The 13,437-nt window shown below is 53.8% G+C and carries 10 protein-coding genes; 4 read left to right on the plus strand and 6 right to left on the minus strand.

The annotated features are described in order from the left end of the window. Positions 1-30 precede the first annotated feature (30 nt). The 3 genes from AC6I1V_RS02400 to AC6I1V_RS02410 form a co-directional block, all read right to left on the minus strand. Positions 31-585, minus strand: a complete 555-nt coding sequence (locus AC6I1V_RS02400; protein ID WP_486854679.1) for an NADPH-dependent FMN reductase — start codon at positions 583-585, stop codon at positions 31-33. A gap of 286 nt (positions 586-871) precedes the next feature. Beyond that, a complete protein-coding gene (gene tadA, locus AC6I1V_RS02405; RefSeq protein WP_486849639.1) occupies positions 872-1,306 on the minus strand; it encodes a tRNA adenosine(34) deaminase TadA in 435 nt (144 codons plus the stop codon). A gap of 134 nt (positions 1,307-1,440) precedes the next feature. Next, on the minus strand, positions 1,441-2,091 hold the full coding sequence (locus AC6I1V_RS02410) for an LOG family protein (RefSeq protein ID WP_308771789.1): 651 nt from the start codon (positions 2,089-2,091) through the stop codon (positions 1,441-1,443). Between the two features lie 233 nt (positions 2,092-2,324). On the opposite strand from AC6I1V_RS02410, the gene AC6I1V_RS02415 reads away from it, so the two are divergent. From AC6I1V_RS02415 to miaA, 4 genes are all read left to right on the plus strand, one after another. After that, complete coding sequence (locus AC6I1V_RS02415) at positions 2,325-3,944, plus strand: MBL fold metallo-hydrolase RNA specificity domain-containing protein (RefSeq protein ID WP_486854167.1); 1,620 nt, start codon at positions 2,325-2,327, stop codon at positions 3,942-3,944. Between the two features lie 105 nt (positions 3,945-4,049). Further along, positions 4,050-4,616 carry a 16S rRNA (guanine(966)-N(2))-methyltransferase RsmD gene (gene rsmD, locus AC6I1V_RS02420; protein WP_479858426.1) on the plus strand — a complete coding sequence of 189 codons (567 nt, stop codon included), beginning with the start codon at positions 4,050-4,052 and terminating at the stop codon, positions 4,614-4,616. Beyond that, the gene (gene coaD / locus AC6I1V_RS02425) at positions 4,595-5,191 is read left to right on the plus strand and encodes a pantetheine-phosphate adenylyltransferase (RefSeq protein WP_302552013.1); all 597 of its coding nucleotides are present in this window, start codon (positions 4,595-4,597) and stop codon (positions 5,189-5,191) included. The genes rsmD and coaD overlap by 22 nt, the downstream gene beginning before the upstream one ends. Continuing rightward, positions 5,188-6,102 (plus strand): tRNA (adenosine(37)-N6)-dimethylallyltransferase MiaA, encoded by a 915-nt coding sequence (gene miaA, locus AC6I1V_RS02430; RefSeq protein ID WP_486854168.1) that lies wholly within the window; start codon positions 5,188-5,190, stop codon positions 6,100-6,102. The genes coaD and miaA overlap by 4 nt, the downstream gene beginning before the upstream one ends. 126 nt (positions 6,103-6,228) lie before the next feature. Here the strand turns inward: miaA and AC6I1V_RS02435 are convergent, their stop codons facing one another. The 3 genes from AC6I1V_RS02435 to nifJ all read right to left on the minus strand — a co-directional run bounded on the left by AC6I1V_RS02435 (position 6,229) and on the right by nifJ (position 13,433). Then, complete coding sequence (locus AC6I1V_RS02435; RefSeq protein ID WP_486854169.1) at positions 6,229-7,446, minus strand: acetate kinase; 1,218 nt, start codon at positions 7,444-7,446, stop codon at positions 6,229-6,231. A gap of 120 nt (positions 7,447-7,566) precedes the next feature. After that, the gene (gene pta / locus AC6I1V_RS02440; RefSeq protein ID WP_486854170.1) at positions 7,567-9,684 is read right to left on the minus strand and encodes a phosphate acetyltransferase; all 2,118 of its coding nucleotides are present in this window, start codon (positions 9,682-9,684) and stop codon (positions 7,567-7,569) included. A gap of 152 nt (positions 9,685-9,836) precedes the next feature. Beyond that, positions 9,837-13,433, minus strand: a complete 3,597-nt coding sequence (gene nifJ / locus AC6I1V_RS02445) for a pyruvate:ferredoxin (flavodoxin) oxidoreductase (protein WP_486854171.1) — start codon at positions 13,431-13,433, stop codon at positions 9,837-9,839. Between the last annotated feature and the right edge of the window lie 4 nt (positions 13,434-13,437).

Raw genomic sequence — 13,437 nt, forward strand, 5'->3', positions numbered from 1 at the left:
TGAGGTGCCTTTTGTATTGCTGCGGTGGGGCTACTTGGCTAGCTGACTATACCAAGCGAGCAGGGCGTTCATAAGCGCCGTGACCTGTTGTTGTAAAGAGGGATCAATGAGATCTCCAGATTCGTTGAAGGCGGCGGAAAAGGCGTTGGAAAAGACTTCCGGTTTATTTACTGGTCGGAGGTTCAAATAAACACATACCTGCCGCAGATGGTACTGCGCCCGCGATGTTCCCATACCGCCTCCGGCTCCCATGATGGCTACCGGTTTACCGTTGAACGGCGCGCAGTTCGGCTCGCGTGAAACCCAATCAAGAGCATTTTTTAAAGCCGGGGCGATAGAGTAATTATACTCTGGACAAGCCAGCACAAGAGCATCGGCTTCGGTGACCTGCCGGATCAGCGTTTGCACTGGCTCAGGTTTGGGATCGCAGCGATCGGCATTGTAAAAAGGAATATCGGTAAGATCGGCAATTTGGAAGTTCACCACAGCAGGGAGGCATTGCTTGGCGAACCGTAGGAGTCCCGTATTGCGGGATTGGGTGCGCAGGCTTCCAGAGATACCGAGAATATTGAGAGTAGGATTCATACGATTTCTCCTTTTTTAAAACTAGTTGTTATACACAGCTTGTCCATGAGAAAGACAAATCATAATAGCAGACGATACACAAGCTGTTGAAGAGGGTTTAATGGAAAGGCCGTGTCATAGAAAATGATTGATGCTTTATTTTTTGAAATTCTAAAGGAATAACCAATAAAATGTCTCAGCTATGGAGTCCTTTAGTGGAAAACTAGAGAAAAAGGTTGTATTTTCATCATACTATGAAAAAACAATCACATGTTATGACAGAGCCAATGAAAATAACGAAACAATATTATCTGCTCTTTTGAAAAAATTTTTGCAGTAAAGATGCGCACTCCAGTGCGGCAATACCGCCCATATGCCATACTCGGTGGTTGTGGAAAGGTAAATCCAAGCCGTTGAAGCACGACTCTACGGCTCCGGCTTTATTGTCCGCAGCCCCATAGACGACACCGGCAAGGCGGGCATGGACAATAGCGCCCGTACACATCAGGCAAGGTTCAAGCGTAACGACGAGAATACAGTTTTCGAGGCGGTAATTGCCCAAAACGGCTCCGGCTGAACGCATGGCCATAACTTCGGCATGGGCTGACGGATCGGAAAGGGTAATGGGTTGATTGTGCTCCGCAGCGAGGATCGTCCCCTCAGGATTGACGATGAGTGCCCCTACGGGAATTTCGCCTTGCTGGGGCGCTTGCTGTGCTTTTACAATCGCTTGGTGCATCAACCCCTCCCATGACCAGCCGGGAGGAGGGGGAGGGATAGGGCCCCATGCTGTGTAAGCACGGGGTTCACAGGCGTTTTCGGAAAAGGCCGTCCGAGGATGCTGCGATCTGGAGGACGGCCTATCTGGTGACGTCATTATAGAATGACCCGCCTGCGGATCTGCTGAACCACCTGTTCGGGCGTATCGCAGACCGTAATGAGATCGTCTACTTCAGAAGCCCTGATGTAGCCTCCGGCAACCATCGTATTGCGAAGCCAGTCAAGGAAGCCGTTCCAGAAGCTGCTTTGGTACAGGATAATGGGAAGCGGGCGGATACGCTTGGTTTGTGCGAGTACAAACGCTTCAGAGAGTTCATCAATGGTGCCCATGCCGCCGGGCATGACGACATACGCGAGCGCATACTTTACAAACATGAGCTTGCGTAGGAAGAAATAGCGGTAATCACTGCGTATCTTTACATACTTATTACATTCCTGTTCATGGGGGAGCTGGATATGCAGGCCGACGGACGTTCCTCCAGCCTCGGTGGCTCCCTTGTTTCCCGCCTCCATGAGGCCGGGGCCGCCGCCAGTAATGACGCCATAACCCGACTCAACCAACAACTTGGCGATGGTCTCGCCCTCAGCATACAACGGGTTTTCAGGCTTGACCCGGGCGGAACCGAAAATGGACACACAGGGTCCAAGCTCACTGAGCGTTTCAAACCCATCGACAATTTCAGCGAGAATTCTAAACATTCGCCATGATTCACGGATAGATAGCATGTCTATCGGGGATTGGCTCATAGGTAACTCCTTTTGAGGTATGGAAGGGACTATAGCCCGGTGTGTATTATGGCGCAAGACTCCAAGAGAAAGCCTATGTGAGAGAAGGGCGCATAAATTTTTTTCTTCATATCATGGCGGTATGATGAGAACCATTTTGACTTATGTGAGTGCATAGTTTTTCTTGTCATGAGATACCGGTTACAGGTAGTATGGGACTTTGTTTGGGAATTTACTCTGCATCAGGAGGTTCTATGAAAGTCCATTTTCTCGGTGCGGCGCAGACGGTCACCGGTTCTTGCTATCTCATTGAGGCTTGCGGGATTCGTTTCACCGTGGACTGCGGCATGCATCAGGGGAACTCCGAGATCGAGGCCCGCAACTTCGATACTGATATCTACCAGTCTGGAAATATTGATTTTATCCTTTTGACACACGCTCATATCGATCACTCCGGCCTTTTGCCCCGCATTGTACATGAGGGATTCAAAGGCTCCATTTATTGCACGCCCCCGACGGCGGCCCTTGCCGGGCTGATGCTTGAGGACAGCGCGCATATCCAAGAAATGGAAGCTGAATGGAAGCAGAAGAAGCAAAAGCGACACACCGGTCAGAACGGTAAAAGCAAAGAGATTGCCCCGCTGTATACGGTTGAAGATGCCCGGAAGGTTTCTGATCAGTTCCGTTTGGTGGAGTACAACAAAACCTTTGAACCCCATCCGGGCATTGCCGTTACCTACAGGGACGCTGGCCATATCCTTGGATCCGCTTTCTTGGAGCTGACCGTGACGGAAGAGGGCAAGACGACCCGCGTTGTCTTCTCAGGGGACTTGGGACGTCCGGGAACGCTCCTGATGCATGATCCGGTCGTTGCCAGTCAGGCGGATTATCTGTTCATTGAAAGTACATACGGCGATCGGAATCATAAGAACGAAGAAGCGACATTTGACGAACTGGCGGAAGCCATCGCCTACAGCTACAATAACAACGATAAGGTCATCATTCCTGCTTTTGCCGTAGGGCGTACGCAGGAGATTTTGTACTGCCTGTACTTGTTGCGGCAGAAGGGAAAGCTCCCGGATGATATGCCCATATTCGTTGACAGCCCTCTGGCGATTCGTGCAACGGAAGTCTTTAAAGAGTTCAAGGAGTATTTGGACACGCCTGAGATCGATTTGTCAGGGAACATGTCCGCATTGCTGCCCAACCTGAAGTTTACCCTGAGCGCTTCAGAGTCCCAAGCATTAAACGTGATGAAAGGGCCGGCGATCATCATTTCCGCGAGCGGAATGTGTAATGCCGGGCGCATCCAGCATCATCTCCGCCACAACGCATGGCGCCCCACAGCCAGCATCGTCTTTGTCGGGTATCAGGGCGTCGGCACGCCGGGTCGTAAGATCGTCGATGGTGCAAGCTCCATCCGGCTTTTCAATGAAGATGTCGCCATCAAGGCCAAGGTTTTTACGATTGGCGGATTTTCCGCGCACGCTGGGCAGAGCCAGATTTTGGATTGGATACGGAAAATGGCGCATCCCGGCATGCAGGTCGTACTGGTGCATGGCGAGGAGAAAGCGCAGCAGATCCTTTCCGGCCTTATCAAAGACCAGTTCCATCTTTCGGTCTATACTCCCGGTTACTTGGAAGAAATGGCTCTTGTGTCTGGCGCTACCCCCGAAGTGGTCGTTACCGCCCAGCCGAAGAGTTACGCGCATGTGGACTGGAACTTGCTGCTTGAAGAGACGGAAGACAAGCTTTCCAAGCTCCGTGTACGCCTTGAAAAGGCCGAGGAGCGGCCTTGGGATGAGCAGGTTGATATCCGGGATCGTATCCTTGAGCTCAATAAGGAATTGCTGTCTGTCCTGACTCAACTGTAAGTGAAGAAGAGGGGCCCGCAATGGGCCTCTTCTTCTCCGGTGATTAAGGTAGAATCTGTTCACTTCAATGTTGGTGACAACCGACCGTTTCCTACTGGAGTTTTCATGCGAATCATTGCCGGAGCCCTTGGAGGCCGGAGTTTGAAGACGGTTGAAGGGCCGGGGTATCGTCCGGCTACAGCCAAGGTACGCGAAGCCATTTTTTCTATGCTTTCCTCACGGGGGGTTGTATGGAGCGGTTTGCGCGTTCTGGATTTGTTTGCCGGAAGTGGAAGCCTGAGCTTTGAAGCCCTCAGCCGGGGGGCCCAAGAGGTCTGTCTCGTTGAGCGTGAGCCGAAGGTTGTACAATGCTTGAACCAGAATGTGGATACACTGGATGTGGCAGATCGGTGCCGTGTGGCTGAGAGCGATGTCCTGCGTTTTTTGCGGGGCAGGGCGTATCAGCCGTATGACGTCATCTTCGCCGATCCGCCGTATGGTGAAAACCGGCTGGCCCCTACGCTCAAGGCCATTATGAAGGGCGGTTGGCTTGCACCAGATGGGTATCTGCTTGCTGAGATTGAAGGATTGCTGCGTTTTGACGCAGCGGCGGCCCATGAGGAGCTTGAATTGGAAGTTGACCGAAATTACGGACAAACCCGGATCATCTTATGGCACAAGACAAACGAGTAGCGATTTATCCCGGAACATTCGATCCGTTGACAAACGGACATGCGAACATCATCCGGCGAGGATTGCGCATGTTCGACAATATCATTGTCGCGGTAGCCGCCGATACGGGAAAATCCCCCTTGTTTTCCCTCGAAGAGCGTGTTGCCATGGCAGAGAAGGTTTTCGCCAAGGAACCGAATATTTCCGTTGAGCCGTTTCAGGGGTTGCTTGTGGAGTATGTTGCCCGACGGAATGTCCATACGGTGCTCCGAGGGCTTCGAGCCGTTTCGGACTTTGAATATGAGTTTCAGATTGCGCTCATGAACCGTAAGTTGCGCCCGGATATTGAGACGCTGTTTCTGATTTCAGACTATCGCTGGCTGTACATCAGCTCAACCATCGTTAAGACCGTCGCAAGGTTAGGCGGGGATGTGCGTGGGCTTGTCCCGGATTATGTTCTCAGTTGCCTGCGTGAGCGTTTCGGTTTCACACACGGAGAGATCGAACCTGTAGCCCCGCCGCCCGTACCGGAACTCTCAGAGCTTGCGCGCTTGCAGGAACTGGAAGCTTCACTTGATAGGGATGCTGATAAATGACGAAACTCCGCGTCGTCTGTCTCGTCGGCCCTACGGGGGTTGGAAAGTCCGCAATCGCGTTACGCCTTGCCGAACAGTTTAATGGTGAGATCATCAATGCGGATTCGCGTCAGGTTTTTGAAGCTTTTCCGATCATCACGGCCCAACCCTCTCAGGTGGAACAGGCCGCATTCCCGCATCACCTTTACGGTTTTTTGAAAACGGACGCCCGTTTTTCCGCAGGGGCTTGGGGGGAAAAGGCCCTAGGGTATATTGAACATACGGCATTCCCTGTGATTGTGGGAGGAACGGGGCTGTATCTCCGGGCATTTTTTGATGGCATCGTGGATATTCCGCCAATACCGGATACCATCCTCACAAGGCTTACGGAAGCGTGCCGCATTGAAGGTTCACCAGTGCTGCATCGGAAGTTGGAGGAAATCGATCCGGCATATGCCGCCCGTATCCATAAAAACGATCGACAGCGTATCGTGAGGGCACTTTGTGTCTATGAGGCCACAGGAAAGACCTTTTCATGGTGGCACAGCCAAACGCCTCCCCCGCGAGAGGCGGATGTGCTGCGCATAGGTTTACGCCTTCCACTTGATATGTTGACGCCTTTGCTGGAACAGCGTATCGATTTGATGCTTGAGGCTGGCGCGCTTGATGAAGCCCGCTCCGAGTATAATGTATTTCCCGATGGGACATTGCCGGGGTGGTCCGGCATCGGATGCCGGGAACTTCATCTCTATCTTTCGGGCACATTGTCGTTGGATGCCGCACGGGAACTGTGGATCAAAAATACGCGGGCATATGCAAAACGGCAACTGACATGGTTCAACGCGGATAAGCGAATCCAATGGTTTTCCCCGGATGAAGGCAAAGATATCCTCTCTCTCGTCAGCGAGTGGCATCAGAGGAAAAAGGATTAGTGGGCTGTGACGGGGAAGGGGACAGCCTCGAACTTTCCTGCCCTTGGCTTAGATCGTAGATAGCAATACAAAAGCCGTCCTTCCCACAGTGGGCAGGACGGCTCTTGTATTGCTCAGGACAGAATTTTATTTCTGGCTTTCTTCCACGATACGCATCGTGGTTGTAGCGATTTCCAGTTCTTCATTGGTGGGAATGATGAGGACGGGGATACGGCTGTCAGGCGTGCTGATGGCGCGAGCCCCGGGCTTGCGGGTGTGGTTTTCTTTTTTGTCAATCTTGATGCCGAAGGGCTCAAGACCTTCGCAGACGGCCTCGCGGACGAATTCATCGTTTTCACCGATACCGGCGGTGAATACGATGGAGTCAACTTTGCCGAGCAGGAAGAAGTAGGAACCAAGCACCTTCTTAATGCTTCGGGTCAGCATCTTGAACGCGAGGGCAGCCTTTTCGTCACCCTTTTCGATGTTTGCATGCACGTCGCGCATATCACTGGTGCCGCAGATACCGAGCAGGCCGGACTTTTTATTCAGGACGGTATCAGCTTCCTGAGGCGTCATCCCCTTCTTTTCCATCATAAAGGGAACGATGGCGGGGTCGATAGAACCGCAGCGGGTACCCATCATCAGGCCTTCGAGAGGCGTCAGGCCCATCGAGGTATCGATGCACTTGCCGTTTTGAACGGCGCTCATGGAGGAGCCGTTTCCGAGATGCATCGTGATGGAGTTCAGTTCCGAAAGCGGCTTGCCGAGGAAGGCCGCCGTCGCTTTCGCGATATACTTATGGGAGGTGCCGTGGAACCCATAGCGGCGGATACGCAGCTCCTCGTACAACGAATAGGGCAGGGGATACAGATACGCTTCGGGAGCCAAGGTCATACCGAATTCAGTATCGAAAACGCCCACATTGGGGACGCCGGGGAAGAGCTTTTCCGCAACCTCAATACCCATCAGGTTGGCCGGGTTATGCAGCGGGCCGAGGGGGAAGCAGTCACGAATGATTTCTTTTACTTTTTCGTCGATAAGCACCGGATCGGTGATCGCTTCGCCGCCATGCAGTACGCGGTGCCCAATGGCCGAGATTTCCGACTTGTCCTGAATAACCCCTTTTTCGGCGTCCAGAAGCAGGGAAATGACATCCTCCATCCCTTCAACGTGCGTGGGGAAGGGGCGCTCGACTACGATTTTTTCTTCCTTGTCGCTGCCGGGAGCAATCTTGTGGCTCAGTTTGCCCATAGGCTGCCCAATGCGTTCGACGACACCGGAGCACAGGACGGATTGGTCGTCCATATTGAACAATTGGTACTTACAAGAAGAAGAACCCGCGTTGATGACCAAAATTTTCATTGTTCTACCAGCTGATTAAAAAAGTTAAAGAGTCTTGTGGCAATAAAAGATGAAGGATCCGGCATCTTCCGCAAAAAGCATACATACGAAAGAGGTGCCCCGGATCCTTCATTAGAGCCCTTATTTAAGGGTGATTAAACCCTTTTCAGCCTGAGCCTGAATAGCCGTAATCATGACCGTGTTGATGATGTCCGGCACGGTGCAGCCACGGGAGAGGTCGTTTACGGGCTTGTTGAGGCCCTGCAGGACGGGGCCGATGGCAAGCGCGTCGGCGGCCCGCTGGACGGCCTTATAAGTATTGTTCCCGGTATTCAGATCAGGGAAGATGAATACGGAGGCCTGCCCGGCGACGGGGCTGGCGGGTGCCTTTGTGCGGGCCACTTCGGGATCGATGGCGGCGTCATACTGGATGGGGCCATCAAGGAGGAGTTCGGGAGCCCGTTCATGTGCAAGCTTGGTCGCTTCGATAACTTCATCCACGGCTTCACCCTTACCGGAAGAGCCGGTGGAGTAGGACAGCATGGCGACGCGAGGTTCAACGCCGAAGACACGCGCGGTATGCGCCGAGCTGATGGCGATATCCGCGAGTTGGCTGGCTGTGGGATTGGGATTGACCGCGCAGTCGCCGAACACAAGGATACGATCCTTGAGGCACATGAAGAACACGCTCGAAACGATGGACGTATCGGGCTTTGTCTTGATGATTTCAAAGGCGGGACGGATGGTATGCGCCGTGGTGTTCACAGCGCCGGAAACCATGCCGTCGGCATCGCCGATCTGAACCATCATCGTGCCGAAGTAGGTCGTATCCTTCATACGCTCCTGTGCCTGCTCCAGCGTAATACCCTTGTTCTTGCGCATTTCGTAATACTGCTGGGCATAGGCGTCGAAGCGCGGTGAGGCCGTGGGCTGGATAATCGTGACATCCTGTAGTTTCAAGCCAAACTTTTTGATCTTTTCCTGAATGGCATCCGTATCGCCAAGCAGGATGAGATCCGCGATTCCCCGTTCACACAGGACTTCGGCGGCACGCAGAATACGCAGTTCCTCACCTTCGGGCAGGACAATGCGCATGCGATGCTTTTGGGCCTGCTCCGCGAGGTTGAACTCGAACATCATCGGGGTGACGCGATCGGATTGGAAGTTAAAAATCTTGTTGACGAGGGTTTCTTTGTCCACGCCCTCGGAGAAGGCGTCAAGCGCCACAGTAATTTTCCGATAATCTTCGGGAGAAATTTTTCCGTGCAGCTTCAGCAGCTCTTGGCATGTGTCGTAAGTGGCGCCCTTTACAGAAAGAATGGGAACGGGGATTCCCGTCCAGCCTTCCATGAGTTTCTGCATGCTTTCAGGCAAATCAATGCCACCGGTCAGAAGGATGCCCGCGATATTGGGATAGGTGGACGAAAGGTGTGAGGTCAGGCTGGCGAGAATGATATCGGAACGGTCGCCGGGGGTGACGATCAGCAGATCCTGCTTAAGATAGTTCATGAAGTTGCCGACCTGCATAGCCGCAATAAGGTAGTCGTGAACAAGGTTGTTCAGGCCTTCCTTACCGAAAAGCACATCGGCGTTCATCCATTTCTGAACTTCACCGACGCTCGGATTGCACAGGGCGGGGGTTTCGCTGATGAAGAACAACGGGGTGGAGGACCCGGTGCCTTCAACTATTGTGCTTGCGCAGGTGGGACAATCCTCGGTGGAGAATGACACGCGGTTGACAAATACGCAGCCCACCTCGCGCCGCTTGTCCTTCAGCAACTCCAGATTACTCCTGACGGATGCTTGGATGGCGTCCAGAGATTTATCCCTGCCGTTGATGACGAGTGCAAGCGGAATATTAAGGCTGGCGGCGATCTCAGTGTTCAGCTCGAACTGGACGGCCGTATCCTTATCCCGGAAGTCCGTGCCCTGGCACAAAACGAAGTCGTACTCGTTTTCAAGAGCTTTGTACTTCTGGAAAATTTTTTCGATCAACAGGGACGTGTTCCCCGAAGCCACCAGTTCGAGCGCTTCCTTATAGGTACATGCATAAGTGTCCCTATACAGCATATCCAGCTCAAAATGCTTGAGGATCAGATTGATACTGGAGTCGCGCCGGGCTTCGTCCTCGCTGTCGATGATGGGACGAAAGAAGGCAACCTTGCGTACCTGAGACTGCAGGAAGTGCATGAGCCCCAAGGTGACTACGGTTTTCCCACTCGAGCCTTCCGTACCAGTGATATAAAGAGAATGGGCCATAAAGAGGTACTCCGGGATGTAAGAATTACAGTTTTGTTCCGCAAAGCAACAAAATCCACATAATAATAGACGGAGTGCCCCTTTCTGTCAAAAGACACTCCGCCGGCAGAGCAAAACCGGGAACCGGCAAAACCGATTCCCGGAAGAGAGTGTTATTTCGTTACGTTGGGCTCTTCAGCGGCCTTCGGCTGGTCGGCCGAACCCGGGAACGCCGCCATGTACTTCAACAGATGGTAGCGATCATTATATGCCTTCTCCAGTTCCGTCTGGAGACGTTCGGAGTCCTGAGGAGCTGTGCTCTTCAACTGGGCATAGCGATTTTCACCGGCTAAGAAGTCACGCAAGGTTCCGTCGGGAGCTTTGGATTCCAGAATCAGAGGCGACTTGCCCTGCTCAGCCCATTCGGGGTTGAAGCGGTACAGAGGCCAGTAACCGCTGTCGACGGCCAGCTTGCCCTCTTCCATGCTCTTACCCATCCCCTTACGAATGCCTTGGTTGATGCAGGGGGCATACGCGATGATGAGAGACGGCCCCTTATAGGCTTCGGCTTCTTTCAGCGCCTTGAGCACCTGTTGCTTGTTGGCGCCCATGGAAACAGAAGCCACATACACGTATCCGTAGGTCATGGCCATGCGGCCCAGATCCTTTTTGCCGGTGCGCTTGCCTGCGGCGGCAAACTTGGCGACGGAACCGAGCGGGGTGGACTTGGATGCCTGACCGCCGGTGTTGGAGTACACTTCGGTGTCCATGACGAGTACGTTGATGTCTTCACCGGAAGCGAGGACATGATCCAATCCGCCGTAACCGATGTCATAGGCCCAACCGTCACCACCGAAGATCCACACGGATTTCTTGGTGAGCAGATCGTTCATGTCCCAAATCTGCTCGAACAGTTCATGTTCCGGAGCATCGGACAGCGCGGCAAGGATTTCTTCACCAAATTTCTTGGAACCTTCGGCATCTTCCTTGTTTTCCAGCCAGCCGTTAAGCGCGTTGAGCAAGCCTTCGGGCAGGTCGGGCAACTTGGCCGCTTCCGCAACAACGTCGGCGAGCTTTTCGCGACGATGCTTGACGGCGCTGAACATACCGAAACCGTATTCGGCGGCATCTTCAAAGAGGGAACTGCCCCAAGCCGGGCCATGGCCATCCTTGTTGGTAGTATAAGGCACGGTAGGCGCGGAACCACCCCAGATGGAGGAGCAGCCGGTTGCATTGGCAATCAACATGCGTTCACCGAACAGCTGGGTAATCAGCTTTACATAAGGCGTTTCGCCGCAGCCGGCGCACGCACCGGAGAACTCAAGCAGAGGCTGCTGGAGCTGCGAACCCTTGAGGGTATCGCGAGCGACCAGATTGTCCTTCGGCTCCACGCATTCGGTGGCGAACTTCAAGTTGGCAACCTGATCTTCGAGCTGGGTCTGCAGAGGCTTCATGACCAGAGCCTTGGTCTTGGCCGGGCAGACTTCGGCGCAGGAACCGCAGCCGAGGCAGTCTTCAGCATAAACCTGAATACGGAACTTGAGGCCCTTGAGCTCCTTGCCGATGGCATCCTTGGTAATAAAGGTGTCGGGGGCACAGGAAAGTTCTTCTTCGGTAGCCAAAACGGGACGGATGGCCGCGTGCGGGCAGACAAAGGAGCACTGGCAGCACTGGATGCAGTTTTCGGAAATCCATTCGGGGATGTTTACAGCCACGCCACGCTTTTCATAGGCGGTGGTGCCGAGCGGAACAAGACCGTCAGGCTCAAAGGCGGACACGGGCAGCTTGTCACCCTGCTGGGCGAGGATCGGCCGAACCACATCCGTGATGTAGGCAGGTTCATGGCTGTGGCCGCAGCCGCAACCGCAGGAGCAGGCTTCAGCCTTGTGCTCATCAACAGCCTCAGCCCATTCGGCCGGAATCCTGATCTCGGTCAGCGCGGCGATGGCGTTGTCCACGGCGGCAAGGTTCATGTTGACGACCTTGTCACCCTTACGACCATAGGTTTTCTTGATGGAGTCCTTCAGCAGAGAAACCGCCTGTTCGAAAGGAATCACTTCGGCGAGCTTGAAGAACGCAGTCTGCATGATCATGTTGATGCGTCCGCCGAGGCCGATTTCCATAGCGACTTTCACCGCGTCCACGTTGTAGAACTTGATGTTCTTGCGGGCGAGGGTACGCTTCATGGAAGCGGGCAGTTCACGGCTGAGGTCTTCAACGGTATTCCATTCGGAGTTCAGCACAAACACGCCGCCGTCTTTGATACCTTCGAGGACGTCGTACTGATGCACGTACGCGGACTTGTGGCAGGCAATATAGTCGGCTTGATTCACCAGATAGGTGGAGTGGATGGGGGATTTACCGAAGCGCAGGTGCGATACCGTAAAGCCGCCGGACTTTTTGGAGTCGTAGGCGAAGTAGGCCTGAGCGTAGAGATCGGTATTGTCACCGATAATCTTAATGGCCTGCTTGTTCGCGCCCACGGTGCCGTCGGCGCCAAGGCCGAAGAACTTGCACTGTACGGTGCCGGGAGCCACAGTGTCGATGTCGGCGCCAACTTCAAGGCTGGTGTAGCTCACGTCATCGACGATGCCTACGGAGAAGTGGTTCTTCGGGCCGACAGTGGTCATGTTGGCGAAGACGGCTTCAGCCATGGCAGGCGTAAATTCCTTGGAGCCGAGACCGTAGCGTCCGCCGAGGATTTCCGGAGTCTTGCCCTTTTCCATGAAGGCGGTGCAAACGTCGAGATATAACGGTTCGCCAAGGCATCCGGGTTCCTTGGTGCGATCAAGCACGGTAATGCTCTTCACCGTAGAGGGGATAACCTGCAGAAGATGTTCAGTGGAGAAGGGACGGAACAGGCGAACCTTCACAAGGCCGACGCGCTGACCCTGTGCGTTCAGCAGGTTGACGACTTCTTCGATGGTTTCACAGGCGGAACCCATAGCCACGATGATGCGGTCGGCTTCCGGATGGCCCACATAGTCGAAAGGACGGTACTTGCGGCCGGTGATGCCTTCAACCTTCTTCATCGCTTCGACAACGACGTTCGGAACCGCATCATAGAAGACGTTCCGACGTTCGGTGTTTTGGAAATAGATGTCAGGGTTCTGGGCAGTACCGCGCTGATGGGGGTGTTCCGGATTCATGGCATTCTGCCGGAATTCGTTCACCTTGTCCCAATTGACGACCTTGCGGATGTCTTCATAGTCGATGACTTCAATCTTCTGGATTTCATGAGAGGTGCGGAAACCATCAAAGAAATGGCAGAAGGGGACGCTGGATTCGATGGTGGCCAGATGGGCAACAAGGGCGATGTCCATGCATTCCTGAACGGAGCTGGAGCAAAGGAAAGCAAAGCCGGTCTGGCGGGCGGCCATCACGTCCTGCTGGTCACCGAAGATGCTCAGCGCGTGCGTGGAAAGGGCACGGGCGGAAACATGGAATACGGTGGGAAGCAGTTCACCGGCAATTTTGTACATGTTGGGGATCATCAGCAGGAGGCCCTGAGAGGCCGTAAACGTGCTGGTCATGGCACCAGCCACAAGAGAACCGTGTACGGCACCGGCGGCGCCTGCTTCGGACTGCAGTTCACGCACGGTAACGGTCTGGCCCATCAGGTTTTTCTTACCGGCTGCGGCCCAGTCGTCAGCGAGTTCGCCCATCACGGAAGACGGTGTGATAGGGTAAATACAAGCGACATCGCTAAGAGCGTACGCAATATGCGTGGTTGCCGTGTTGCCGTCCATGGTTTTCATTTTCTTAGCCATGAAG

It is taken from the genome of Bilophila sp. T19-St14 (assembly GCF_059728385.1).